The following is a 26316-nucleotide window of genomic DNA, read 5'->3' on the forward strand; positions in this document are numbered from 1 at the left end:
TACCGAGCGTCTTCTCGCCTTTTCATAATTTAGTGATCTAAATGAATTCCTTCTTGTACTTGCAGAAGAAGGAAAGTTACCTTGCGTATAAATTTACATCCTAAAGGAATCAAAAACATGAAAACACGCATCAAATGGATAGAGAATGTTGCCTTTATGGCTGAAAGTGGCTCTGGACATGCTGTTGTCATGGACGGCGCTATTGAAGGTGGCGGAAGAAATCTCGGACCTCGCCCCATGGAAATGCTTTTAATGGGAATGGGTGGCTGCTCGGCATATGACGTTGTTTACATTCTGAAGCGTGGACGCGAAAACGTTGAAGATGTCGATGTGGATGTCGAAGCAGAACGCGCAGAAACCGACCCTAAAGTTTTCACGAAAATCCACATGCACTTCCGCGTTAAAGGTGAAGGCTTGAACGAGAAAAAGGTCGAGCGCGCGGTTGAACTCTCAGCTGATAAATATTGCTCAGCATCCATTATGCTTGGAAAAGCAGCCGAAGTTACTCATAGCTTTGAACTGATTAATTAATCAAAGTCCTAAATATATTGGAAATAAATAATGAGAGCAGTTCTACAGCGGGTAAGTGAAGCATCTGTAACCGTCGATTCCAATATAACCGGGGCAATAAAACAAGGACTGCTCATTCTCTTTTGTGCAGAGCATAACGATAGTGATGATGACGCAGCTTACTTTGCCAGAAAAATCAGCAAAATGCGGATTTTCACCGATGACAATGGCAAAATGAACCACTCTGTTCTTGACATTAATGGATCAGTATTGGCTGTCAGCCAGTTCACCCTCGCGGCGAACTGGAAAAAAGGAAATCGCCCCGGGTTCTCTGGTGCCGCCGCTCCTGCCGAGGGAGAAAGACTTTACGAATTCTTCTGCAATGCCTTAAAGAGCGAAGGTCTCACTGTAGAAAAGGGTGTTTTTGGCGCACACATGGATGTCAGGTTGCTTAACGACGGTCCGGTGACAATCGTTATGGATTCAAAAGACAACGCCTGAGCTTCCTCAGTTACACTTATTCCGAAGTTGATAGAAGGCTTTGCGCAAATAACTTTCCGGGTGCTGTTCCTCTTCCATCGACACCTGCAAGCCTCAACATATGCCATATAAGCGCCAGATTGCTTGAGATAACAGGCTTACCGAGTATTTGCTCGGCTTCGTCTAATATCCCTAGGGTACGTAGATTGGTGCAAGAAACGAAAACGCCATCACAATCTGACTTTTGCCCGACTTGAACAATCCCGTCCAATGTGGATGCTTCCGATATTCTGGAAACAACCTTTTCCTGGTCCTGTTCAAAAGACCCAAAGCCTGCAATTTCAAGCCTGTTGTCTTCCAACAAAGTCCTCATTGCATTCGAGACTTCAGGTACATAGGGCGTTAGAAAACCCAGCTTGTTTATTTGAAGAACCCGGCACGCTGCGATCACCGCCGTAATAGGGTCTGTGACGGGAGCCCCGGGATGTTGCGAGTGTATTTTAGCTGCCACCTCTGACGGTCCGATAACGGTTGCACCGGATGTACAAGCATAGGCTATCGCATCAAAAGCTGTACTCTGTGGAAGCAATCCGGCAGCAGTCGGCATATCATTAGCCATCTGCGCCAGAGTTTCCTTCGTCACCGATGGACGACTAGGGATACGGGAATGAAAAAGAGAGACATCAAAATCCCGAATAGCATGTCGGAATTCATTCTCAAGCGTTTCATCTGCCTGTAGGACAATCAGACCGAGACAAGCCTTGACCTCGGTTCCTTTATCAAGCGTAAAATCCAGCTTCATCTTTCAATCCTACAACTCTTCTTTCAAGAAGTTCTATTTTCAAAACCAGGAAAAACGAACCATTATATCTAGATAATCGGCAACTCAGGGGCAGCACGTTGCGTTAACAACAAAGGCGCATCTTCTGTAATCAGAATATTTTCTTCATGAACCATGATTTTCCCGGTCGAAATTTCCAGACTGGGTTCTAATGTCATAACCATTCCGGGTTTGAGGACTGTATGGTCATGCGCATAAATAGACGGCCATTCTGTCAACTGCATTCCAAGACCATGACCATAGCGCCCGACATCAGATGAGCCACCGCCCAATGCTTCATGCATCACATTAAATAAATCGGAACAACGTGTGCCAGACCGGGCATGTTTCAGCCCGACTTCTGTTGCCTGCCACAGCATCTCATAGCCGCGTTTTGCCGCATCATCTGCATGGGAAATCGCAAAGTTTCGGTCAAAATCACAGAAATATCCCTTCAGGGTTGCGCCTGTATCCAGCATCAGAACATCACCTTCACGCAAAGGCGTTTCTGTCGGCGGCGAGATCACATCACCATAGCCGCCTTGCCCTGCGGCACCAACCAGATAAGGAACATCTTCGGCCCCTTCTTGCAAAAGCGTAATTTTGAATTGTCGGAATACATCATCCAGCGCTTGTCCGGGAGAAAAAAGCTCCCCAACTCTCGCAAACGCAGAACTGCCAATGCCGCAGATATTCCTGATAATTTTCAGTTCAGCCTCTGATTTCACCATGCGCAACGCTTTGAGAAGATCAGTGCAATCGACAAATTCTGCCCCAACGGACGAGCGCAGTTCATCAAAATCACGGACCGGGATACGCAGGCTCGTCTCTGGTCCCATTGGCCATCCTATACGGGAATAATTACTGAGAGCTTTCGTCAAAAGACCAATACCATCATCCGTTGGATGTGGCGAAGACCATGTTCGAATATCTTTCACCCAAGTCTTTTGCATCAAATCCGCGCCAATTGCCGGAATAACAGCAATCGGTTCGCCTTTTTGTGGGAGCACAAGGAACCAAGGCCGTGTTGGGCTGAGCCAGAACAGCGTACGAAACCCGGTAAAATATCTGACCTCTGCTTCTGTACAGAAAACCAGTGCATCAAGGTTATTCTCACACATTGCCTTTTGCGCAAGCGACAGGCGTGTCTGGTATTCTACTAAATCAAAATCGCTCATGTATATTCCCTGAAACGAGAGGTCTTTTGAATCCGTCTCTCAGCCAAGAAACGATTCAGAAATCACAGTTTAGTAACTGTCAGGATACGAATTTCCTCATTTTCGAATACGCTTATGAAAAATATAATACTATTTTTCAGATTGATGCTTGAATTTAATCAACAATCAATTTCAGACTCAAACACTTGATCCCCCGCACACAGGCAGAACGGAGTCTGATAAACCCAGATGGCCCCCCGAATAGTTATAGATGCGACATTCCGGCTCTTTGACTTGCTGTCCTTATAGGATTACTGCTTAATTGATAATAATTCCTATTCACAAATTATTCTTCTCAAAGATTCAAGAATACCATGCTTAACAGAAGACATTTTTTAAAAGCCGGTTTGGTCACAGGCTCCGCTGTTATTGGCGGGGGATCATTTGGATTTCTTGCATCACAGGCAAGTGCAACGCCCGATCTGGTTCTGAAACCAAGAATAATCGAACAGAATATTCTCGGACCCAATCCGACCCAAAATGTGTTTTCTTACAATGCAACAGGCCCCGCCCCTATCCTTCGGGCAAAACAGGGGGAATCTTTCCATGTACGTCTAGAAAACAAGTTGCCGGAACCGACAACAATTCACTGGCATGGCTTGCGCTTACCCAATGCGATGGATGGTGTACCATTTGTGACCCAGCCCTATACTTATGAAAACGAGACGTTTGATTATATCTTCACGCCACCTGATGCGGGGACCTATTGGTATCACCCGCATTGCAATACCTTGGAACAAATGAGCTATGGGCTTACAGGGGTATTAGTCGTTGATGAAAAAGAAACTCCTGATTTTGACGCCGATGTTACTTTAAACTTGCGGGACTGGCGCTTGGGATCAGATGGTCAATTTATTAATCTCTACAAAGCCAGAAAAAGTGCACGCGCAGGGACCTTCGGAACCGTAAAGACCACCAACTGGGAAGAAAACCCGGTTTATGACGTTCCCAGCTGTGGCATCATCCGTCTGCGGGCAGTGGTCAGTGACGTTACGCGAATATTCAAACTGAAAACAGAAGGGGCAGACGCAACAGTTATTGCACTAGATGGGTATCCCGTGCCGCAACACTTCCCGCTTGATCATCAAGCTGTTGGCCCGGGACAGCGCATTGATATCGCGCTTAGAATGCCTGATGAAGAAGGTAAAGAAGTCAAGCTCATCAATGCATCTTCATCAAAAGCCTGGACGGTTGCAACTTTACGATCACAGGGCCCATCCTTGAAGCGCGATATACGCGATCTCAAACCTCTACCACGAAACCCGGTGCCAATCCCCGATATTAAAAATGCGGAGCACATTCCTTTCGAGTTTACAGCAACAGCTGAATCAGCCCCGAAGAACGGTTTTTGTGGTACAATTGGCTTTTCCTTCTGGGCCATCAATCGAAAAGCATGGTTGGGCGTTTCACCAGATCCGATGGAACCAATCGCAGAGTTGAAGTTAGGGAAAAGTTATATTTTTAGCTTCAGGAATAGAACACCTCATACACATCCGATCCACCTGCATGGGCTTTCCTTCACACTGCTCAATTCCAATAAACGGCAGATTGATCCCTTTGTGACTGATACAGCCCTTGTCTTACCTGATGAACGCATGGACGTCGCCTTTGTTGCCAATAACGTGGGTGATTGGCTTCTTCACTGCCACATTATCGAACACCAAAAGACCGGTATGAGCAGCTTTATCCGAATAACTTAGTTATCTCAAAATGCCTCTCAGGGCACAGCATGAGAAATCAGTCGGCAGACTTCTTCAATATCCGCTCTCATCTGCCCTGCTTCCTTTCTAACCAACCAGTTTCCGCTCGGCATCGCCAGTTCTATAGGGGACAAGCGAACCACTTCGCCTCGGGACAAGGCTCCCTCACTTAACGGGAGTGATGCCAGCAGCACACCAACACCTGCTTTTGCAGCATCCAGTGCAGTAATGAAACTATCAAACCGAATTGCTGTTTTTCGAGGAGGAGAGACCTTTGCTTCAATCGCCCATTCTGACCAGCCACTCCGTCGCCCAGCCAACCGAATACATGGCAAGTTTTGCCACGCATTCTTATCAACATCGTCTAATAGTTGTGGCGTACATATTGGCGATAAAACCTCGGAGAAAAGGTGTGTCGCAATCTTCCCTTCCCAGTTTCCAGTGCCAAACCTGATCTCAATATCCGCATTAATTGCTTCATAGTCCGCTGGGCGATGAATAGATGCAATGGAAAGGGTAACATTGGGGCGTGCGTCTCTGATCCAGCGCAAGCGGGGCACCAACCACAAAGATGCGATGGATGCAGGGCAAGCGATCGTTATGATTTTCGAACCCTTCTTGCCAAAGAGATCTTCTGTCGATCTCGCCAGAGCATGTAGTGAGGATCGAACGGATGGAAGATAGGCATCCCCCTCTGCAGTCAATTCAACGCCCCGCGCCAAACGGTGAAACAAAATCACACCAAGATGGGCTTCGAGCTTTCGGATTTGCTGACTAACAGCAGCTTGAGTCAAGCCAAGCTCCAGACCAGCTTCCGTGAAGTTTTCATGACGGGCCGACGTTTCAAATGTTCGCAACCAGTCCAAAGGAGGTAATGATGCCAATAACTTACTCCATAGCCATAAAAATAGTTAGGTCATAGGGTTACATTATATTGATTGTTTTTATTCCTTATAACTGGACTAATCCAGTCAATTATAAAAATTCTGTCTTGGAGAGATTAAATGAATTTGAACACCACAGCCATTTTAAATGATGGCAAGGTCTTGCAAGTAACCTGGCAGGACGGATCCTCTGCCCGTTTTCATGCACTTTGGCTCAGGGATAATGCGCTGGATGCCGCAACACGATCAGAAGGAAACGGTCAAAGACTTATCACCATTCTGGATCTGCCAGCCGATACCTCTATTTCAAGCGCAGTAATAGATATCAAAGGTGCACTTGAAATAACTTTTCATCCCGAAAACAAAACCGTTGTTTTCCCAAGCAATTGGTTAAAAGAGCATGCCTACGACAAAAGCCATGCCACAGATAAGGGCTGGGTCAGCACCCGTTTAAAAACATGGGATTCCAGTCTCTCTAATACTACCGGAATTCCAACTGTTGATTACGCAACGGCCCAAGAAAATGGACCTGAGTTTAGCAACTGGCTAGAAGCTGTGGAAGCCTATGGATTTGCCATTATGACGGATCTGCCTCTCGAAAGCGGTACTCTTTGTGATGTTGCAGAGCTTTTCGGCTATGTCCGAGAAACAAACTATGGACGTTTCTTTGAAGTCAGATCAGAAATCAATCCTGTGAACCTTGCCTACACAGGATTGGGATTGCAAGCCCACACTGATAACCCATACCGTGATCCGGTCCCAACACTTCAATTGCTATCCTGTATGGAAAACTCTGCTGATGGAGGAGATTCCATTGTGGTTGATGGCTTCAAAGCCGCTGAAATCCTGCGCCAGGAATCACCCGAAAGCTTTGAGCTACTCGCCAGTTTTCCTGTGCGCTTTGAATACGCGGGAAGTGACGATGTAAAACTGCAATCAAAGCGTCCGACAATTGAGCTTGGCCCAGACGGAGAAATGCTGTCGATCCGCTTCAACAACCGTTCTTCTGCCCCCTTTACTGATATTCCTTTTGAACAGATGGATGCATTTTATACGGCCTATCGTAAATATGCCGAGATAATTGAACGCCCTGAAATGGAAGTCAGCTTTATGATGAAACCCGGAGATCTCTTCATCGTAGATAACACCCGTGTTATGCACGCAAGAAAAGGATTTTCTGGTGCAGGGACACGCTGGCTTCAGGGGTGTTATGCAGACAAAGATGGTCTGTTATCAACACTCGCGTCGATCAAAGCAAAAATAAATACGCAGGAGGCAGCCCAATGAGTGCAGATAAATTCCAAACACTGACCAAAGAGAACATTGTTGATTTCATCGGTGATATTTTCCACCGCCGTGGCGCAGACTCTTACCTCGGCGAAGATGTAACAATGTCCGAGCATATGCTTCAAGGTGCGCAGCTTGCAGAAAAGGCAGGAGCAGACGATGCCTTGATTGCTGCAGCTCTATTGCATGACATCGGCCATTATACCAACGAGTTCCCAGACGATGCCCTGGAAAAAGGTATCAACAATCATCACGACGAAGCTGGTGCTGCCGTATTGGAAAAGTTTTTCCCACCAGTAATCACTGAATGTGTCCGCCAGCACGTAGCAGCGAAAAGATATCTCTGTGCCAAAGACGAAGCTTATTTTTCACGCCTGTCAGATGCCTCTATCCATACCCTTAACCTTCAAGGCGGACCGATGAGTGAAGCCGAGATGCATGAGCTGGAAAAAAACCCGCATCTGAAAGAAATCATTCAGGTTCGTTATTGGGACGATGAGGGAAAAGACCCTGCAGTCAGCACGCCGCCCTATGAATACTACGCACCTATCCTTCAGCGTGTTGTTAACAGCTTTTGTGCTACAGCATAGTGACGAGATATCAAACAGGTTAAAACGATATGTCCAATAAAGTAATTCTCGTCATCATGGACGGTGTTGGTTATGACACCGCCCTCTCTCAATGTGGTTATCTGGAAGGAATGGTTGAGCTGGGTCGAGCCCGCCGCTGGAAAATGCGCACAGCTTTACCAACTATTTCGGCGGCAATGTATGAAACCATCCACACCGGTCTATCGCCCCTTGATCATGGTGTCAGCGGCAACGAAGCTCTGCGACGCTCAAACGTTCCAAATGTCTTTGACCAACTACATCAGGCGGGGCATAGCACAGCAGCTGTCGCCCATTCCTACTTCCACACACTCTATAACGGACCTTATGATCCTGTTGAGCATGTCGAAGTAGAAGATGAAACAAAGGCAATCCAGTACGGGCGCTTCTATTCTATGGAAGGTTATTCTGCGGCAAACATTTGTGCCCCGGCAGAAATTGATCTCTGCGCACAGGCAACACGTCTCATTCGCCGTCATACACCGGATTACGTTCTCTTACACAGCTCATCCGTTGACAGTCTTGGTCATAAATATACTGCGGACTCTGCACAATATCGTATTCAGACATGGCATATAGACAACGCACTGGCCCGAACGATACCAATCTGGTTAGAGTCAGGGTATGAGGTTTTGGTTACAGCCGACCATGGTATGAATGCTGATGGTCATCACGGTGGTAACGAGGAAATCATGCGCCATGTTCCCTTTTACTATTTTGGCGCAGACGAAGTTCCGACAAAGGATCAGGTGCTTGATCAACTGGCGATAGCGCCAACAGTACTCTCTCGAATTGGTGTTGGTATTCCGGAAAGTATGAAACAGAGACCTCTACTTAAGGGGTAATAAACGTTACAAAGAAGATGCTTATTCAACGTTACTGGACGGTCAGACCATAGGGTCCACCATCCAGATATCCAAGATAGGCATCTTCTTCGTACCAGTATTCCTGATCCAATTCCTGCCCTGCCCTGTTGATATAAACACCTGTATAGAACGGTAAATCATAATACCAGTACTTGACCCGTTCTGACTTTGGATACTTCAAAGTCAGCGTTTCAAACCAGCTCTGAAATTGCTTCTTGGGGATATCTTTCCAACGCAGACAATAACTGACGTTATTTGCGCCTTTAGCACAAAATATCATAATCCGAAGCAATCTGGCTTGCTCAGCAGTCGTCCCTTTTTCTTGGCGATAAAGATCCAATGCTTCTGCAAACATCTCGATCGGTGCCCTTGGCTGATCAACCGTTTTATTTTCCGCCCAAACGCCTTCGGCAGCTAAGTGGACATAAACAGGTTGGCAATCTTCAAGGTAGCGATTGATCAATTTGGTACGTGCGTAACTACAGCGCGGTGCAATATGATTTTCATAGAGAAAATAGGCAATATTTGACAACGCTCTGGCCCGACCTCGACTTTTCGCCTGCATTAAAGCGAGTGTTTCCATGTCTTGTTCGAGATCGGCATAGAGCTTTATTTCTTCCCGCAGTTTATTAGATTTTTCCAACGCACTGGCTTGAAGAGCAGCTTCCCAGTCCAGTTTTTTCGAGAGCATTATTGCGCCTTGCCAATCTTCCTGAACCAATGCTTCATCCAGATGTGGGCGGATCAACGCAAATTGCAACAGGGGATCCGCTGTACCAGACAAGGCCGAGATAAAGTCATTAGCGCTCAAAAAATAACGAGACACCTGCTCGTAAAGAACCACGTCCAATATCGCAAGTTTAGAAAGTTGTTCATTTTTATCAGCGCCATTAATCAGAATTTTATCGTTCAAAATGAAATCCAGTGGCGTTTTGTTTTTTAACCGGACTTCAAGCTGTTTGCTTCGCAAGGCAAAAAGATCTTCAAGCGAGGTTTCTTTTCCGGCTGCGATATCACTAATTTGCATTTGTGCTTTATCAAACTCACCATGTTCCAGGTTAACCATCGCCTCAAAAGCGAGAGCATGGCTATAGAGAGGCGTGTCTTTATATCCGTCACTAGAAGGTCTCTTCTCCTTAAGTAAATAATCACAGACCATCGCGCTATAAGCTTGAATTTCTTGATGTTGGCCAGAGACAACATTTTTTCTCTGTGCACAAAGCCCTACGACATTATCAGGCTTGGAAAGAATGGCCGCTAAAAGCGTGATCCCATTACGATGTGTCAGCCGGCGGTTTGCGATTTCATCAATGTTAGCCCGCAAGGCATTTATCGCCAGATGGTCCAGTTGATCTAATGAATTCTTACCATTCGTGAGTAACTCGCCTACTGCAATTTCATCCAAAAGCTCAGTGTAATAACGATCACGATCTCCGTAATGTAACCAAATGCCAATTTCCATATCTTCAACATGGCGCCGGTATTCTGATTGGGGAAAATCTGTCAGAAAAGCTTCGGTAAAGCTATTGAAGATAGCTGGAAGGAAGACACTTTCTTGCCCTTCCCTACCATTGTGGAACAGGGCCAGAACTTCCATATATCGCGCAGTTTCGATTAACCAACCCGTCTTGCGCCCCGCATTCTTTTCTTCCAATGCAATCATGGCAAAAAGTTCTGCAGCCTCGGGGAAAAAACCATCATGATAAAAGGCTGCCGCTTCGATATATTGAGACCAGTTTTTATATAAGCCCTGTTCCTTACCGACATGCCCTTGGAATGTCTGAGAACTTTTTAAATAGTCATCGAGATTGAAAAGACAGTCTTGAACAAGAGCAAGACGCATCATGGCCAGATGCCTGATTTCTTCCTGTTCCAAATTGCTATCTTTCAAGCCAGCATAATAACTGTGGAGGTTTGAGAAATTGCCCCCACTGTAACAATACGCCTGTGTTAGATAGTCCCCATTGGCAAAAATATCTTTGTTCTCTTTACGAACAAAGAGACCTAACTCTTCCGATGCAAGTTCCTCAATACGATAGGTTCTGTGGAAATTCTGAATATCAGCGAAAATTTTAGAATTTTCATTTGGTCTGTCAGCATACTCGAGTAGTTCCGGTCGATAGCCACGGATTAGTTGCTCCAGGAATACCTTCGAACGGCCTTCTTGCGGAACAAGCATATCAAGCTGGGTTGACGAACAATAGCGCGATGCTATGGGTTGCTGGCAAGGGGGACCTCCCCCTGCTGCGAGATCACGAGGGAGCAAGCTCGCGATTAACATGACACTCAGTAGTAATGAATATTGCCATGCGAAACGTCCCATATTTCTTTTTCTCCTTAAAAAGACTATGCCATCTATCATCATTACAGAGAAATCCGTATCTGATGTTATTCACACCCTTTATGGCATCAAGAAGATGATCTGTTATTGGCGTTTGTTTTTGTCGATAAAACATCAACGAGACCTCTGTAACAGCTGCAGCCAGTTTTTTTGCTGCCTTACGGTTGTCTTCGTACCAGGTGGGTAAACCTGTTATCCCGATAGAAATATCCTCAGGTATTTGTTTCTGCACGACCTGTAGCCAAACACGATAGTCATCAAGCTTTGAACTCGGACTATCATAATCAATTTCAACACCAACAATATCCCGTCCAGCCCGCTTCCAGATATTAATGTCGCGATTAATGAAAGCCGCAACCTCTCTGGCCCCAACTCGTTTTTCCATACGGTATGTCAGTATAATCTTTTCTGTATCTGGAAAAGATTTCGGACTGTGGTGTGGCGTTGATTTTTGACCTAGTTCATGTCCCCACGAACGAACGAGAATTCTGGCTTCACCCCTTTGGCAGGATAATTTGAACGTTTCACAATCGTACATAAATTTTTGCTGGTTCTCATCTCTGTCATCCAGCGATTGTCCCGCCCAGACCCAATGGTCAACAATCAAGTCTTGCGCGCAAACGGGCCAGGCAAACAACAAAACACAAAAGAATATGCCAGACAGTATTTCCTTTGACGTGCCTGAAACCATCCGCTTCATAAATCTATTCGCCTATCACTCGCTTAACTGTTATCAGGCAGATTAACACAAAATGCAGCACGTAAGACAAGCTTATGAACGCGTAAAGGCGTTTCCTTCACAAAGAAGACACAAGGTAAAATCCCCAACAGAATGATGTCATTAAAACATCCCTAGTTAATAGAATTGATACTCCAAATTTATCAAGGAGCTTTGGGAAGATCCAATTCAAGATCATCCTTATCATTGGTGATTTCAGCATGCATCAAAATTTTGGATGTAAAGGCCATCGACGTATCAATGACCCATCGTACCTGCTTTTCCCCAGCTTCATTTTGAGCCGCAACAACCTCTGGCAAGATTTGTTTCTGAAGGAATCCGGCAACACCAGCCAAGGCGCGAGACCCCAAACGTAGATCTTGTGCCTTTAGCTTAAAAGCAGATTTTGTCTCTATTTGGGTAGCGATATCATCCAGAATATCCATCATCCTGGAAACGTCTTCATTTACCCGCCCGGTCCGATTGGCAATAAAACGTAAATGACCTACATAAAAAGCATAATCAGACATTCATTTAATCCCAATAAGTTACCAACCCGTCGTCTTCAAATTCAGAATTGTCGTTAGTAGTCCAAGCTACTGAAGATCAACAAATCTGTAGTTTACCACTGAATAACCATTAGTCTTGAAGCAAGCAATAAGATTATCAGTAAATCAAATCCAACTTTGACCTGATCTATCTCATTGCCGATATCAAGCTCATGGGTAAACAATCAAAATAGTATTAACTTGCGAATTCCTGTAACAGAAAAATACTTGGACAATATAGCACGTTGCATTCTAAAAGCTGCTGGCATAGCTTAGCAAAAATTACAGAACTAAAGGTTTAAAGTTGTGAGATTGATTTCGGCAAAAAGAGGGTTGTTTGCGCTATACTTCGCGCTGCTACAGCTTTTTGTGCCGCCTGGTTTCATGGCCGCCAATGGCACAGATGGTTTTGAGATTGTCATCTGTACCGCGCAAGGTATAAAAACCATTGTGGTTGATGAAAACGGTCAACCAATCAAACCCGATCCCAAACAACAACAAAATTCTGTCTGTAGTTTTGCGTCCAACGCGATAAAAGCAACAGCATACCATACCCCGAATTTACCTGTTCCATCACAGGAACTTAAATTACGTCTGTTGCCGCAAGATGATATTTGTCATCTTTGCTCTCCTCTTCTGACATCTTATCGCCCCCGGGATCCGCCTTTTATTTTGAGTTAACACCCAAGAATTTCTCAAAATTTAAGGACAAAATCATGTCAGCATTTACCCGCACGCTACGTGCAGGGAGTATCGCAATTGTCTGTTGCTTATTGCCGCTCTCATCCTCAGCAATTGCAGAAGAAACAACACACCTTCGCATCGCCGTAAAAAAAGACCGTTACAGCGTTGATGCCAAGAAGTTCTCTTTTACAACACGCCGTCCCTCAGCACAAATTGTTGAGACCGCTGTCAAACCGGATGTAAACTTCAAACCACAGGGTGTTCTGTTTAAAGACTGGGACTATAAAAACGGGGTTTATTCAATCAACGTCCGTGAAGGAATCAAATTTCATGATGGATCAAATTTCAATGCCGAAGCCGCAATTGCGGCGTTGAAGCTCTATGATCAGGGGAAATCCGACTTCCTTCAGATTGACCAAGCAAGCTTTGAACAAACAGGTCCTTATAGCTTTACATTCAAATCAGAAATCGGTTCTGCACTGGTCATTGAAAACATGACCCACCGTGGTGCTTCTTTGTTCTCTACGGCGGGTGATCGCAGCAAGAACCCTATTGGGACAGGCCCATACCTGTTGGAAGATTATCAACCTAAACAATCCATCACGCTAAAGCGAAACGATAATTACTGGGGTGAAAAACCAGCAACTGAGAAAATTTCCTATCGCTTTATCGCCGATGACCAAGTACGCCTGTTAGCGCTGAAAAACAACGAAGTCGATGTCATTGCCGAAGTTACCCCACAAATGATGTTGGCCCTGCCAAAAGACGGTTCTATTGTTGTTCATCAATCTCGCCCCATCCGTTACGTTGCCCTGTTGGCAAATATGCACGGTAAAGCCCCCTTTGATATCATGCAGGATAAACGGGTTAGAGAAGCGATTGCCTATGCTATTAACCGTCCACAGTTGGCAGAGATTCTGTTCGATGGTCGCGGCGAAGTTGCCAAAGGCATATTGCCGAACTGGATGTTTGATCTTGGTGATGATCACGTAGACGGCTTTGCGTACGATCCTGACAAAGCTGGTGCCCTTTTGGATGACGCAGGTTGGGCCATAGGTGAAAATGGTATGCGCGCAAAAGATGGTCGCCAGTTGAAACTCAGACTGGTTGCTGCCTATCCAAACGTATCTTCTGTTCGTCCGATGCCTGAATTACTGGAACAAATGTTCCGTTCTATCGGTGTCGAAATTGATCTCGTACAGGTGGATGATTCCGGTGTGTATGACGACACCTATCTCGCCACGGGTGAAGCTGATCTCTATATGGAATTTGCTTCCAACAACAACACAGATCCAACCTATCTGCTTTATAACCTATTCCACTCAAGAACACCTTGGGGTTATCAATACACAGCCCCTGGAAAAACTGTAGATGCTTTGTTGGAAAAAGCACGAGCAGCCCAAAGCCGCGAAGAAATCATTGACTATGTTCGCAAAGCACACAGATCTATTGTGCAAGATGAATTGGCCGCTATTCCAATTCTGATGGTGCCTAATTTCAACCTGTCACGTCCCGGCATGGAAATCCCTATGTTTGAGCACGCTGACTGGATTGATTATGGTCGCGTAACGGTCAAATAATATTACCTGTGAATGCCGCAGGTTGATTTATATCGGTCTGCGGACCACGGCTTGAGATATTTGGTAATTTCTTGAGCAAAGGGAGTAACCCGCGTGCAAACCTTTATTCTAAAACGTATAGCAACAGCTATTCCAACTTTGCTTGGCATGTCTATGCTGGGGTTTTTCATGGTCGCCTTGACCCCCGGCGATCCCGTAGAGATGGAATTACGACGTCTGGGCGTTATCTTCACGCCGGATCAAGTAACTGCACTGCGTCAGGAATACGGCTTGGATCAACCAATTTTCAAACGTTATCTCGACTGGCTTATACGACTCCTGCATCTCGACATGGGGCATTCCATTGCTTCTGGCCGTTCTGTACTGGAAGAGTTTAAAACACACCTTCCTCTTACTCTTATTCTGGCAAGCTTATCTCTGTCTCTCTCTATCTTACTCTCGAGCCTATTCGGTATTACCGCCGCTTTGACACGCTCACAAATACTGGGAAGTTTCGTACAATTTTTTTCCATTTTTTTAGTGTCTATTCCTTCCTTCTGGCTCGCTCTACTTCTCTTGTTTATTTTCGCCCTCAGCCTTGAATGGATTTCCCTGTTGGGGTCAGGGGCATGGTATGACCTCGTCCTCCCTGTTTTGACACTTTCTCTCGGTAGTGCTGCAACAATGGGCCGTTTGATAAGGGACCGTATCCTGGCAGCCATGAGTGAAGATTACATCCGCCTCGCGATTACGAAAGGTCTTAGCCCAGCGCTGATCCTGCGTCGCCACATTCTGAAATCTATCCTCCCGCCCTTGGTCACCAACTGGGCTGTGACCTTTGGTGCATTACTAGGCGGATCCGTTATTGTTGAGAATATTTTCAATCTACCGGGTCTTGGGCAAATGGCGTTACAGGCCGTCTTCGAACGCGACTTTTCTATTTTACAGGCTTACTTGCTATTCATGGGGCTGATTTTCTTTGTCAGTAATTTCATTGCCGATCTCCTGAACTATTGGCTGACCCCGCATTTTAGAGAACAGAATAGTTCCCAAGGGGCAACGGAATGAAACTCTTGTCATTGCGTACAACACCTCTTGGCTTAAACACAGGTATAATCCTGATTGGATGTTTGCTGCTGATTGCCTTCTTCGGGGAAAATTTGGCCCCGCATGATCCCAATAAAATGGACCTTCTTCGTCGTCTGGAAGGAATGAGTTGGACCTATCCATTGGGGACAGATCATCTCGGGCGAGATGTACTCTCACGCTTGATGTCCGGGACACTGCTCTCCCTTGGGGCTGCAGTTATGACCGCCGTAACTATTCTTTTTATCGCCCTACCGATTGGGCTTATATCCGCGATGCTCGGTGGGTGGGTTAACCATCTTCTCATGCGAATAACAGATATCTTTCTCGCCTTTCCAATGATTATTTTTTCGCTGGTTATTATCGGATTTTTGGGTGCATCACTCAACTCTGCCATCATCGGCGTCGCGCTGGCCTGGTGGCCTAGCCTTGCCCGTCTGGTTCACACGCTGACCACAGACGCCCTGTCCAAAGATTTTGTACTGGCATCCCGTCAATGCGGTATAAGTCCGATTAAATTGGTCATACGGCATATTCTCCCCCAGATCTTACCTCCTCTATTTGTTGTGATGAGTTTGGAAATGGCGTCGATCCTGCTCGTTCTTTCCTCTCTCAGTTTTTTGGGGATTGGCGCGCAACCGCCCGAAGCTGAATGGGGTGCAATGTTAAACGAAGCACGTCCCTTCTTCACCGAACGTCCCGGTCTGTTACTTGCCCCCGGATTACTGATAAGTCTTGCGGTAATGGGATTTAACCTTCTTGGGGAAGGAATACGACACAAGCTTGATAACAGGAGCCCTTTCCGATGGTAAACAGCCCTCTTTTCAAGCTGGATCACTTAACAATCTGTCAGCAAGGTACAGATCAGAAACCTATTATAGATGATGTCAGCTTTTCTCTGGCACAGGGACAACGTCTTGGGCTTATCGGACGCTCCGGTTGCGGAAAATCAGTCACAAGTCACGCCATCATGGATATACTACGTCCACCCCTTGTCAGGAAACAGGGCGAAGCGATCTTGCAGGGGCAGGATCTTTTTACCCTTAGCCCTGTTGAAAAACATCGCATCCGCGGTCGGGGGATTTTCTGTATTTTTCAAAGTCCGGGAAGTGCCCTTCACCCTGCCCTGACGGTTAGACAACAGATGTCCGAGATCTCGACAGTTATCGATCTGGATCAAGCCGCGACGTCAGATGTTATTGAATACGCCTTTGACCGCATGCAATTGCCGATACGATGTCTGGAACAGTATCCACACCACCTCAGTGGTGGCATGAAACAGCGTGTGCTAATGGCAATGGCTCTGTTGTTAAAACCAAAATTTTTAATCGCTGACGAGCCAACGACCGGACTGGATGTTTTAACGGAACAGGACGTTCTCACCGCAATGGATGTCATGCTGGAAGAAACGCAATCATCTTGCCTGTTCATCAGTCATGACATCCGAATTGTCAAACGTGTCTGTAGTGATCTTTTGGTCATGCAAGATGGCAAGATTGTTGATCGTTGCACAAGGGACGAACTCACCTATCGCGAACGGGCCGAAACCACCCGGGAAATTATCGATGCTATGAAGGTCGCCTAGATGAGTTTTCAGGTTGATAATTTATCGCTCTCCCTTGGTGACAACAAGATATTGCATGATATCTCGTTCACTCTTGAACGTGGTCAAGTGACGGGGTTACTGGGGCGGTCTGGGTGTGGAAAATCTACTCTGGCCAAGGCAATGGTCGGTATCCACCAATCGGAACAGTCTTGCCTGAAAATAGATGGTACGGCGTTCCAACCCAAGTTCGGTAAAACCGGACACAAAATACAATACATGTGGCAAGATCCCCATATGGCGCTTAGCCCGTTTTTGTCTGCTGTTCGCTGTGTCGAAGAAGCCATGGAAACACATAAGAGCACGACAAAGGTACAACGAAGAGAAAAAGCACAAGGCCTGCTACAGCAAGTGGGGCTAACTCCTTCACTTATGCAAAAACAACCTCACGCTTTATCCGGGGGGCAATGCCAACGTATCGCGCTCGCACGGGCAATCGCTGCCCGACCTGAATTTCTGATTTTGGATGAACCGTTTTCCGCACTTGATCTTGTTACGCAAAAAAACATTATAGCACTGCTGGGTAACCTACGGCAGGTCTATGATTTCGGCCTGATGATTATTTCCCATGACCTTCGAACGCTTTGGCGACTGGCAGATAAACTCATCTTGATTGATCAGGGGCGCATTATCGAAGACAGGCCAACATCTGACTTTATCCATGCCCCCCAACACGAACTGACAAAAACCTTTGCCAGTTTTGCTCTGGCCGAAACTTAATTCGTGCTCAAGCCGCGAAGGGAAAAGTGCAGAAAAACCTGCACGAACGATGAAACAGCCTATGAGAAAGAGTTAAGCTAAGTAACTATAACTGACTTAAAATTCACCAGACAAAATTGCCTCAACCTTTTCCTGAACAGACAAGGCATCGGCAAAGCTTGCAATTGAGCACTCCTTACCTTCCCTCCAGGCAATAAGATTATCCAGCCCGCGCATATAGCCATGCTGCCGCGCATCTTCGATCTCGGACAGTTCCCGTATCCAATCGTCACCTGTTGTTGAATAGAGCTGGTCCCACATCGTCAGACGGTAGGATTTTTTCTCTCCCCAGATCGTAAACTCAACGACATCGGGGCCAACACCGCCCGCACTGGCATGAAAGGAAACAGGCGCGTTATCACAAGCGAATTGCGCCTGAACGCTTGTTTCGCAGGAAACATCATCTTCCGGATATATCGCACAAGCGCTTAAAATTTCTGCAGGCCCCAAAAGACGCTCGGTCAAGTAAATGAAATGCGACCCTACTTCCCGCACAAAGCCACCTTCTGCTCGCAGGGACAACCAAGTCGCATCCTGTTGCCAATCCCGCGGCCAAGGGGCGAAATGCAGACGAATATCGACAGAGTTAATCTTACCCAACTTACCAGCATCAATATCAGCCTTCATCAAATCAGCCGCCTGAGAATTTGCCAGTGGATAGTTCACAGCATTCAAAACATCTTTTTGTTTAAAAGCTTCGACCAGTTCCTGTGACTGTTCAACATCGATCCCTAGAGGCTTTTCACAAAAAACAGCCTTACCCGCATCCGCAGCTGCCAAAGCATAATCCCGATGGGACGCCGGCGGACTGGCAATATAAACCACATCAACATCAGGGTGTTTGATGACTTCTTGAACATCCTCAAAAACAGCCAAAGATGGATAATTTTTTCGAGCATCGGATCGCGCAGTTTCATTGGGATCCCAGGCAGCAACCAGGTCAAATCCGCCATGCACTGACATATTTGTCAGCATACGGTTGCCCATAATACCCAAACCAATAAAACCAATACCCAACGCCATTGCACTACCCCGACTGTAATCTGAAACCTGACGGCCCACTTTTAAAGAAGGACAGATAATGCGTCACAAAAATTGGTTTGACCAGTTTTAAGTTTTTAAAATTAGATCATGAAACAGAAAAAGCCCCAGCGTTTGCTGAGGCTTTTTGAATTGGTAGCGGAGGAGGGACTTGAACCCCCGACACGCGGATTATGATTCCGCTGCTCTAACCAGCTGAGCTACTCCGCCATAAGGCTTTGACAGTACCATTGCGATTAACTGATTCGTCAACCGTTCGCGCTGTAAGAGGGGTGATAATGCCATGACACAAAACTGTCAATAGCGGAGTGATACGCTTTTTATTTTTTTTGAAAATTCATCTCTCTTCCCTCACCCATAATCCGTGCAAAGCCCGACAGGCAACGAATGCAAAGAGTTATAATATTAGCTTGTATCAGGCTTTTCAGATTACTAACCTCGTCAATACCCCTTCTTGGACGAAAACAAAATCGTAGCAAAGTGATATCATGCGAAACATTTTCAAAATGTCGCAGAATACGTGGGAACACCATTCTCACCCCATGTCAGGGTGGACACGCCTTGTAACGGGGTGGCTCATCTTCCCTGCGATATGGTCTCATGAAGCATGGGGCTGGCCCGTGGCTGGATTTCTTATCTTTCTCTTTGTCTTCTGGATGTATCTCAATCCCCGTATCTTCCCCAAGCCCCGTCACACTGATTTCTGGGCTTCACAGATTACCTTCGGTGAACGTATTTGGCTCAAAGAGGTTCCCTTTAACGGGTTGGACGAACTTCTCGACATGCACAGATCCCAGACACGCGCTTTGAGCATTTTGGCCGGGTTTGGATTTTTTGGCGGCCTTATCACCGCTTATCTGAACCTATTCTGGCCAACCATGTTTTTTGGTTTTGCCATGATCATCGGAAAAATGTGGTTCTGCGATCGTATGGTCTGGCTTTTTAATGACGCCATCGAAATAAATCCAAAACTTGCGGAATGGATTTATTAAGATCTTTTTTCCAGTAGGTTAAACGTAAGATGATAGAGTTAACCTGACTTCAGATAATCATCTGCAAAAGTCAGACTTTCACAGCCAACAAAACGCCTGATCCGCTCCAGCTCGGACGTTAAGGCATTTAAGCGCCCCTTACTGGCCCGCACTTTAGGCTCAAACCACAAGCCTTTAACAAACAACTCCGTTCCCTGTCGTTTCATATCAATCCGGCCGATAAGGTTTTCACCCTCAAGCAAAGGGAAAACATAGTACCCATATTGTCGTTTTGCTTCTGGCACAAAAACTTCAATGCGGTAGTGAAAATCAAAAAGACGTTCGGTCCGCTTTCTATTCCGGATCAAGGGATCAAAAGGACTAAGCACCCGAACTCGTTTCGGGGCTGTCGGCAAACTATCCAACTGATTTATGATACCCTCAAAGGCATAAACCTTGCGCGGTTTGCTGCCATCGGCAGACAGGATCTCGACCTCAATAAGTTCCTTGCCAAGCCTGTCTTCGCACCATGTTTTGGCTTCCGCAGGCTTTATCCCATCCCAAAAAGAAGCGAGTTCACCAGACGTCGCAAAGCCAAGTTTTTCCATCGCGGAACGGCACGACCAGCCTATAAAGCTCTCATGATTGATATCTTGGGAAAGGATTTCTGATGGAATAATTCTGTCTGTGACGTCATAAACCTTCTGAAAACCATCACGCCGATCAACAGACAAAGCCCCGGTCCGCCACAGAAATTCCAAAGCCGTCTTGGATGGATGCCAATCCCACCAGCCCTGATTTTTCTTTTTCCCATCACTCGTATCCGGTTTTTTCATATCCCGGGAACGTGTCGGCCCATTTACCCGAATATGTTCCAGGACTGTTCGAAAGCTTTCTTCAAAGCCTTCCTGTCGCCACTTGCGCCATCTTTCCAGCAAGTAAACCTCTGTACGCCCAAAGCGATATTTCCAATAGGGATAATAGACCATCGGGATCACTGATGCGTCGTGCGTCCAGTTCTCAAACAAAGAACGGTCTTTTTCCAAAAGCTGATCAAAGTGCTTTTTCTGATAGGTCTGATTTCGAGAAAAGAGGATCATATGATGAGCGCGCTCCACAGTATTGATACTGTCGATCTGCACAAAGCCCATGCGTTCTATCAGGTTTAGTAACTCGGGTTTACTCTGTTTCGGGGCAGGATTATCGCATAACCCCTGCCGCTCCATAAACAGTCTTCGGGCTTGGGAGTTGGCTATCTGAGGAATCATGCGCTGCTATTTCTGTGAAATGAATAAAGAAACACTTCACAGAACATAACAGGAACAAAATTACATTTCCAGAAAGAAATAAACCTACTGACTTAAAGGTTAAGCGGCACCCTGTGCCTCTTCATCCAGAACCTGCTTTTTCGTAGACACGATCCAGCCGCCACCTAAAACACGATCACCATCATAAAAAACAGCGGCCTGACCCGGTGAGATGCCATAAAGCGGATCGTGCAGTACGACACGTGCACCGCCCATACCCAGTCCCTGTCCTTCGGGATAAACCGTGGCAGAGGTTGGCTTTGATGCAGATCGTAGTTTAACAGTGACTTCACGGCCCTGATCATTCAAAGGATCTGCCAACCAGTTGAGTTCATTCACAAGAACGACATCACGGGAAAGCGCTTCTTTGGGGCCGACAATAACCTGTTTTTTCTCTGCGTTGAGACGAATAACATAAATAGGATCGCTGGTGCCACCAACACCAATACCCCGACGCTGTCCAACCGTATAGTTGATAATTCCGTCATGCTGTCCCAGAACGGTGCCGTCAAGGTGGACAATATCCCCTTTATCCAAAGCACCGGGGCGCAACCGTTCAACCACACGGGCATAAGACCCGTCCGGTACGAAACAGATATCCTGACTATCCGGTTTATCCGCAACCGACAGCCCCATACGTTCCGCGATCTTGCGGGTTTCCGTTTTTGGCAACCCGCCGAGGGGAAAGCGCAGAAAATCCAGCTGATCTTCGGTTGTTGTGAACAGGAAATAAGTCTGGTCTTTTGTATCGTCGAAAGCCCGATGGAGTTCAGGACCATTAGGGCCTTCGATCCGCTGTACGTAATGGCCCGTTGCCATCACATCCGCACCGAGATCCTTGGCCATCGCCAGCATGTCTTTGAATTTGACTTTCTGGTTGCACCGCACACAGGGGATAGGTGTTTCACCGCGCATATAGCTGTCAGCGAAATCTTCCATAACATCCTGTTTAAAGCGCGATTCATAATCCAGAATATAGTGTGGGAACCCATAACGATCAGCCACAGTACGGGCATCATAAATGTCCTGCCCGGCACAACAGGCACCACTTTTCTCCAAGGCAATTCCATGGTCATAGAGTTGAAGGGTAACGCCAATAACGTCATAACCTTCTTCTTTCAGCATACACGCAACAACAGAACTGTCGACACCACCAGACATGGCAACAACAACGCGTGTATCTTTAGGCTCTTTATCTATACCAAGAGAATTCATGAGTTCGCTTATCTCGTAAAAACTTACTTTGACGCCAATCGTCAAAGTCTGTCCATTGGATGGCTATGTAAGACCATCCCCTATGGTAATCAAGCCCGAAATAGTTTTGGGCTTTCGTCTGCGAAAACCAGCAGAGTACAAATTTTTGGCAACATATCAGATAACAATCATTTTGTTAATGCCCTGCCTCACAGAGCACCTGTGCCATAATTGCATGTGTAGAATCATCCAGTAATATTTGTAAAAGAGCCTAGGGATTACGACGTGATTTCAGTCAATCGTCTTAAGACAGCTGGATCACGGATAAGGTCAATAAGCAGAGAGAAATGCCCCTTACTTCTTCTGAGGAACCTGTTTTCCGGGGGAACCCGCCAGCGATTGGCAAGATCCAGTCCACCTTTGTAAGGTGTTAGTTTATCAGCTTGGCCAAGCATAAAAATTATCTTTTCCGGCGGAACAACAGAATGTCCCGTTGGCTGAACAAAGGGCAAACACTTCACATAGTCGGCTTCGCGCCAGCCCAGTTCGTGAAGTTTTCTGGGAATAGCAAGTGCCTGTGTCAAACATCCTTTAAGTAATACATCCATTACATTTCCGCTGGTGCCAATCAAAAGTAAAGCGTCCGGTTTCAAAGCATCACGCCAATTCCAGGCAACAGATGAATAGAGCTGTGCGGTTAGCGCACCTAAACTCACACCGCCGAGAACAACAGGGCCTCCACCTTGCTGCCGCACCCAGTTCATCAATACAGAAATATCTGAAATCCATTGCCTATAGAGCTTGATCAACCCCATAGGACCTTCGCTGAATATCTGTTCTCCGGCATAAAACCCCGGCGCTTTGCGGAAACCATGGCCGGGTTGCTGCATACGCAAAACGCGAAAACCAGCCTCCGTCAACGCACAAACCGGATCTTCCCGATCCTGAAAACAGTCCTGTTCAACGCCCAGCCCTTGCAAAAAAATAATCGTCGGGGCGGTCGGGTTCAATCCTGTCAGCGGTTCATAACAGCGCACCCAGTTCTCTGCGCCAAACTCAGAGTCATAGCGCAGCCAATATTCACGACCATAAACCCCGTGAATAGAATGTGATGAATGAATCCCAGACATTTTTTTAGGCGGGCGATAAAAAGCATTTAGATCGTCCTGATACCCCTCAAAGGTTTTAAAAAACTCTTTGGGGGTTGGCAGTTGCCATTGGACAGGGGCGACTTCTTTACGAATCTCTTTGAAAAACAGGGATGCTTCCAACAATCTTTGCTGCGTTTCCTGTCTGCGTCGTTCGGCAAAGACTCTCCCAGCGATACTCAGACCGTCGCCGAACATGACCACTTTCCAGCGCTCGAAAGCTGATTTAGCCACATGATGGCGGATACAAACTTCAGTCAGAGCTTTATCACTGCTATCAGGCAATGCGTGTTTGAGACCAAGATCATCTATTAGCTTTTGGGCATTTCCCTCACTCACAATTGCCCTCTGTAAAACACGGGTAAGCGGAAAGAGATACTTAACAACCAACCGAAGAGCCAACGCATCAAACCACGGGCGTGCGATATATCGACCAACTGTCCCTCGGATCATCGGGTAAGCTTGGGGTGGTGGTAAACACTGAGCAGAACTATGAAAACGTTCTCGGTTCACTTGCACGTGATACTTTCCTCTCGAGTATGCGAATTCAGATTGAACTCACAAAACCCCTCGTAAAGATAGTAGCACAGTTTTTGATTTTTTTCCGCTTAAAGCAGTACAATCAGCATACAGACGATTCCACTAAAGCAGACTCGTCTTTCAGGATTGATCAATAAGATGGATATAAGACCCCATCACAGAACCATTTACACAACCAACCTGCCCTTGCTTTTGACCGGCTGCATCCCTGACATCAAACAAAGGATCATCGCCTTCATTTCCCACGACTGTAGAGTAATGAAATTCATGAGCCTTAAAAGTTGTTCCCTTGTCGCCCAAAGCAGTGTTTCTAAGCGTCGTTACCTCACGATAGCCCAATGATCGACGCCGAACGGCAAAAGACGTCTCAACAGGTAGCAACCCAGCAAGTTCATGGTGATCTCCACGGGTATCAATAAGTCCCTTGCCGAGAACCATATAGCCGCCACACTCCCCATAAATGGTTTTGTTCTTCTTTGCTGCCTGACGCAGGCTTTTTAGAAATTTCAGATTTGCGCCAAGCTGTCCCACATGTAGCTCGGGGTATCCGCCGGGCAGATAGATTGCATCAGCTTCTGCACATGGTTTTTCATCAGCAAGGGGAGAGAAAAAACTCAACTCTGCGCCTGATCTTTTCCAGCCTTCCAGAAGTGCCGGATAGATAAAGGAAAAGGCAACATCCTGTGCTATTGCAATGCGTTGCCCTATCGGCGGCACAAAACTGTGTATGTCTTTACCTGAACAAGAAGAAAGCCCCGCAAGAATAGAAGGACGTGCCAGCTTCAGAAGCTCTTCACAGCGAACATCCCAACCAACCTGCTCTGCGGCTTCATCGAGATAACCATCGAGTTCGCTGTGTTCAATTGCCTGCACCAAACCCAGATGCCTATTTGGCAAAACCAGATTATCCTGCCTTTTCAGATAACCGAGAACAGGAATTCCAAGGGGGCCACAAGCTTCTTTCAACAACTCGGCATGCCTTGGAGAACCAACTCTATTGAAGATAACCCCACCGACAGAAACTTTAGGATCAAAAGAAGCAAAGCCGTGTAAAATAGCCGCCGCCGAAGCAGACATACCCTTAACATCAATAACAAGGATAACAGGCCATCCGGTTTTCTTAGCTAATTCCGCGGTTGACCCTGCTCCACCGGCTGCGCCGTCAAAAAGCCCCATCACACCTTCGGTCAGGATAACATCAACATCTTGCCCGCTGAGGGTAATGATAGAGGCCAAACTCTCTTGTCTCATGGCCCAGGGGTCAAGGTTAAAACAAGGGCGTCCTGCTGCTGCGGTATGATACGCCGGGTCAATATAATCCGGCCCGACCTTTGCCGGGGCAACACGTAGATTATTGTTTTTGAAATAACGCAACAATGCCAAGGTCAGCGTGGTCTTGCCACTTCCAGAAGAAGGTGCCGCAATAATCAGTCCCTTAGCTGCCTCTGGATTTATAGAAGCGCCTTGCTGTTGTGAATTTTCGGCACCGTCTTTCGATATCAAGCGTTCGCAACCTTATCAACATTTTCGGATAGGTTAAGCGGGTCAGATGTAAGAACTCGACCGTTCATCGCCCCCATCCAGTCAAGTCCCGACCGCAAGCGCACAACTTCGCCAATCACCACAAGTGCTGGCGGCTCAATGCCACTTTTGGCGACATCTTCGACACAGCGCCCCAAACTGGTTTCCAAAACCTCTTGCGACGGGGTCGACGCCCGGCTGACAATGCCAACGGGCTCATCAGCGGACCGGCCATGGGCCATTAATTTTTGCGCGATATCACCCAAGTGTTTGATCGCCATATAGATCACAATTACGGGTGATCCCTGAGCAAGACCTTCCCAGTTAATGTTATCCGGCACAATACCGCTGGCATTATGCCCGGTCAGAAAGGTCACCGCCGAATTGCAATCGCGGTGGGTAACAGGAATTCCGGCATAAGCCAGCCCGCCAATACCACTGGAAATACCCGGAACAACACGGAAAGGAACATTCGCTTCCACCAGCGCCAAAGCTTCCTCGCCGCCTCTGCCAAAGACAAAAGGATCGCCGCCTTTCAGACGCAAGACTCTTTTGCCTTCTTTGGCCAATTGAATAAGACGCTGAGAAATATCAGCCTGTTTTGAAGACGGCTTACCACCCCGTTTGCCTGCATATTCAAGAACACAGCCTTCACGGGCCATTCTCAGAATATCTTCGCCAACCAACGCATCATATACCAGAACATCAGCTGATCTCAGTGCATGCAACCCATAGAGTGTCAAAAGGCCAGCATCACCTGGTCCGCCACCAACAAGCCAAACCCAGCCGGGTTCAAAATTTGGAAGGTCTAGAGGCAGTTTATCCATTTATCACACTGTCCTTCTCGTGTAGCTTCACACTAAAGATACCTCAAACTGGTGTTACTTTCTGATTCTGATTCAGAAGTAAAGCCGAACGATCTAT

The 26316-nt window shown here is 46.6% G+C and carries 25 protein-coding genes and 1 tRNA gene; 13 read left to right on the top strand and 13 right to left on the bottom strand.

Annotated elements, in window-relative coordinates; translation table 11 throughout:
- Positions 1 to 117: 117 nt before the first annotated feature.
- Together WH96_RS00090 and dtd are read left to right on the top strand one after the other, a co-directional pair.
- The gene (locus tag WH96_RS00090) at positions 118 to 531 is read left to right on the top strand and encodes an OsmC family protein (RefSeq protein WP_047762120.1); all 414 of its coding nucleotides are present in this window, start codon (positions 118 to 120) and stop codon (positions 529 to 531) included.
- A 30-nt stretch (positions 532 to 561) separates the two neighbouring features.
- Positions 562 to 1011 (top strand): D-aminoacyl-tRNA deacylase, encoded by a 450-nt coding sequence (gene dtd, locus WH96_RS00095; protein WP_047762121.1) that lies wholly within the window; start codon positions 562 to 564, stop codon positions 1009 to 1011.
- Between the two features lie 16 nt (positions 1012 to 1027).
- Here dtd and WH96_RS00100 read toward each other — a convergent pair whose 3' ends face one another.
- Both WH96_RS00100 and WH96_RS00105 read right to left on the bottom strand, forming a co-directional pair.
- Positions 1028 to 1792 carry a maleate cis-trans isomerase family protein gene (locus WH96_RS00100; RefSeq protein WP_047762122.1) on the bottom strand — a complete coding sequence of 255 codons (765 nt, stop codon included), beginning with the start codon at positions 1790 to 1792 and terminating at the stop codon, positions 1028 to 1030.
- Positions 1793 to 1860: 68 nt separating this feature from the next.
- Positions 1861 to 2988 (bottom strand): M24 family metallopeptidase, encoded by a 1128-nt coding sequence (locus WH96_RS00105; protein ID WP_047762123.1) that lies wholly within the window; start codon positions 2986 to 2988, stop codon positions 1861 to 1863.
- Positions 2989 to 3341: 353 nt separating this feature from the next.
- Between WH96_RS00105 and WH96_RS00110 the strand changes: the two genes are divergently transcribed.
- Positions 3342 to 4727, top strand: a complete 1386-nt coding sequence (locus WH96_RS00110) for a multicopper oxidase family protein (RefSeq protein ID WP_047762124.1) — start codon at positions 3342 to 3344, stop codon at positions 4725 to 4727.
- A gap of 17 nt (positions 4728 to 4744) precedes the next feature.
- Here the strand turns inward: WH96_RS00110 and WH96_RS00115 are convergent, their stop codons facing one another.
- On the bottom strand, positions 4745 to 5611 hold the full coding sequence (locus WH96_RS00115; RefSeq protein ID WP_047762125.1) for a LysR family transcriptional regulator: 867 nt from the start codon (positions 5609 to 5611) through the stop codon (positions 4745 to 4747).
- Positions 5612 to 5731: 120 nt separating this feature from the next.
- Here WH96_RS00115 and tmpA point away from each other — a divergent pair, with 120 nt between their 5' ends.
- Genes tmpA through WH96_RS00130 form a run of 3 tightly spaced genes read left to right on the top strand, consistent with a single transcriptional unit; the run spans position 5732 to position 8351 of the window.
- Complete coding sequence (gene tmpA, locus WH96_RS00120) at positions 5732 to 6898, top strand: 2-trimethylaminoethylphosphonate dioxygenase (protein WP_047762126.1); 1167 nt, start codon at positions 5732 to 5734, stop codon at positions 6896 to 6898.
- Entirely contained in the window at positions 6895 to 7488 is a 594-nt protein-coding gene (tmpB, locus tag WH96_RS00125; protein ID WP_047762127.1) for a (R)-1-hydroxy-2-trimethylaminoethylphosphonate oxygenase, read from the top strand. Before tmpA ends, tmpB begins: the two co-directional genes overlap by 4 nt.
- Before the next feature lie 29 nt (positions 7489 to 7517).
- Positions 7518 to 8351: an alkaline phosphatase family protein gene (locus WH96_RS00130; protein WP_047762128.1), complete on the top strand. Its 834-nt coding sequence runs from the start codon at positions 7518 to 7520 to the stop codon at positions 8349 to 8351.
- 31 nt (positions 8352 to 8382) lie between these two features.
- On the opposite strand, the gene WH96_RS00135 is transcribed toward WH96_RS00130, so the two are convergent.
- From WH96_RS00135 to WH96_RS00145, 3 genes are all read right to left on the bottom strand, one after another.
- The gene (locus WH96_RS00135) at positions 8383 to 10695 is read right to left on the bottom strand and encodes a hypothetical protein (protein WP_156176639.1); all 2313 of its coding nucleotides are present in this window, start codon (positions 10693 to 10695) and stop codon (positions 8383 to 8385) included.
- Positions 10625 to 11413 (bottom strand): DUF3142 domain-containing protein, encoded by a 789-nt coding sequence (locus WH96_RS00140; RefSeq protein ID WP_047762130.1) that lies wholly within the window; start codon positions 11411 to 11413, stop codon positions 10625 to 10627. Before WH96_RS00140 ends, WH96_RS00135 begins: the two co-directional genes overlap by 71 nt.
- Positions 11414 to 11595: 182 nt before the next feature.
- On the bottom strand, positions 11596 to 11961 hold the full coding sequence (locus WH96_RS00145; protein ID WP_047762131.1) for a hypothetical protein: 366 nt from the start codon (positions 11959 to 11961) through the stop codon (positions 11596 to 11598).
- A 324-nt stretch (positions 11962 to 12285) separates the two neighbouring features.
- On the opposite strand from WH96_RS00145, the gene WH96_RS20985 reads away from it, so the two are divergent.
- The 6 genes from WH96_RS20985 to WH96_RS00175 all read left to right on the top strand — a co-directional run bounded on the left by WH96_RS20985 (position 12286) and on the right by WH96_RS00175 (position 17631).
- Positions 12286 to 12660: a hypothetical protein gene (locus WH96_RS20985; protein ID WP_053005497.1), complete on the top strand. Its 375-nt coding sequence runs from the start codon at positions 12286 to 12288 to the stop codon at positions 12658 to 12660.
- Between the two features lie 35 nt (positions 12661 to 12695).
- Complete coding sequence (locus WH96_RS00155) at positions 12696 to 14243, top strand: ABC transporter substrate-binding protein (RefSeq protein WP_047762132.1); 1548 nt, start codon at positions 12696 to 12698, stop codon at positions 14241 to 14243.
- A gap of 93 nt (positions 14244 to 14336) precedes the next feature.
- Positions 14337 to 15290: an ABC transporter permease gene (locus WH96_RS00160; protein WP_047762133.1), complete on the top strand. Its 954-nt coding sequence runs from the start codon at positions 14337 to 14339 to the stop codon at positions 15288 to 15290.
- Positions 15287 to 16120 carry an ABC transporter permease gene (locus WH96_RS00165; RefSeq protein WP_047762134.1) on the top strand — a complete coding sequence of 278 codons (834 nt, stop codon included), beginning with the start codon at positions 15287 to 15289 and terminating at the stop codon, positions 16118 to 16120. The genes WH96_RS00160 and WH96_RS00165 overlap by 4 nt, the downstream gene beginning before the upstream one ends.
- A complete protein-coding gene (locus WH96_RS00170; protein ID WP_053005499.1) occupies positions 16114 to 16893 on the top strand; it encodes an ATP-binding cassette domain-containing protein in 780 nt (259 codons plus the stop codon). The genes WH96_RS00165 and WH96_RS00170 overlap by 7 nt, the downstream gene beginning before the upstream one ends.
- The gene (locus tag WH96_RS00175) at positions 16894 to 17631 is read left to right on the top strand and encodes an ABC transporter ATP-binding protein (RefSeq protein WP_047762135.1); all 738 of its coding nucleotides are present in this window, start codon (positions 16894 to 16896) and stop codon (positions 17629 to 17631) included.
- Between the two features lie 96 nt (positions 17632 to 17727).
- On the opposite strand, the gene WH96_RS00180 is transcribed toward WH96_RS00175, so the two are convergent.
- Positions 17728 to 18693, bottom strand: a complete 966-nt coding sequence (locus tag WH96_RS00180; RefSeq protein ID WP_047762136.1) for a Gfo/Idh/MocA family protein — start codon at positions 18691 to 18693, stop codon at positions 17728 to 17730.
- Positions 18694 to 18844: 151 nt separating this feature from the next.
- Positions 18845 to 18921, bottom strand: a tRNA-Met gene (locus WH96_RS00185).
- Between the two features lie 278 nt (positions 18922 to 19199).
- Here WH96_RS00185 and WH96_RS00190 point away from each other — a divergent pair.
- On the top strand, positions 19200 to 19703 hold the full coding sequence (locus tag WH96_RS00190; protein ID WP_047762137.1) for a DUF6653 family protein: 504 nt from the start codon (positions 19200 to 19202) through the stop codon (positions 19701 to 19703).
- 38 nt (positions 19704 to 19741) lie between these two features.
- Here the strand turns inward: WH96_RS00190 and WH96_RS00195 are convergent, their stop codons facing one another.
- The 5 genes from WH96_RS00195 to cobA form a co-directional block, all read right to left on the bottom strand.
- Positions 19742 to 20950: a winged helix-turn-helix domain-containing protein gene (locus WH96_RS00195; protein WP_047762138.1), complete on the bottom strand. Its 1209-nt coding sequence runs from the start codon at positions 20948 to 20950 to the stop codon at positions 19742 to 19744.
- Positions 20951 to 21049: 99 nt separating this feature from the next.
- Positions 21050 to 22204, bottom strand: a complete 1155-nt coding sequence (gene mnmA / locus WH96_RS00200) for a tRNA 2-thiouridine(34) synthase MnmA (RefSeq protein ID WP_047762139.1) — start codon at positions 22202 to 22204, stop codon at positions 21050 to 21052.
- Positions 22205 to 22461: 257 nt separating this feature from the next.
- Complete coding sequence (locus tag WH96_RS00205; RefSeq protein WP_047762140.1) at positions 22462 to 23850, bottom strand: alpha/beta fold hydrolase; 1389 nt, start codon at positions 23848 to 23850, stop codon at positions 22462 to 22464.
- A gap of 141 nt (positions 23851 to 23991) precedes the next feature.
- Entirely contained in the window at positions 23992 to 25374 is a 1383-nt protein-coding gene (locus WH96_RS00210) for a cobyrinate a,c-diamide synthase (protein ID WP_342667199.1), read from the bottom strand.
- Positions 25371 to 26219: a uroporphyrinogen-III C-methyltransferase gene (cobA, locus tag WH96_RS00215; RefSeq protein WP_047762141.1), complete on the bottom strand. Its 849-nt coding sequence runs from the start codon at positions 26217 to 26219 to the stop codon at positions 25371 to 25373. Before cobA ends, WH96_RS00210 begins: the two co-directional genes overlap by 4 nt.
- Between the last annotated feature and the right edge of the window lie 97 nt (positions 26220 to 26316).

It is taken from the genome of Kiloniella spongiae (assembly GCF_001026905.1).
Lineage (GTDB): Bacteria > Pseudomonadota > Alphaproteobacteria > Kiloniellales > Kiloniellaceae > Kiloniella > Kiloniella spongiae.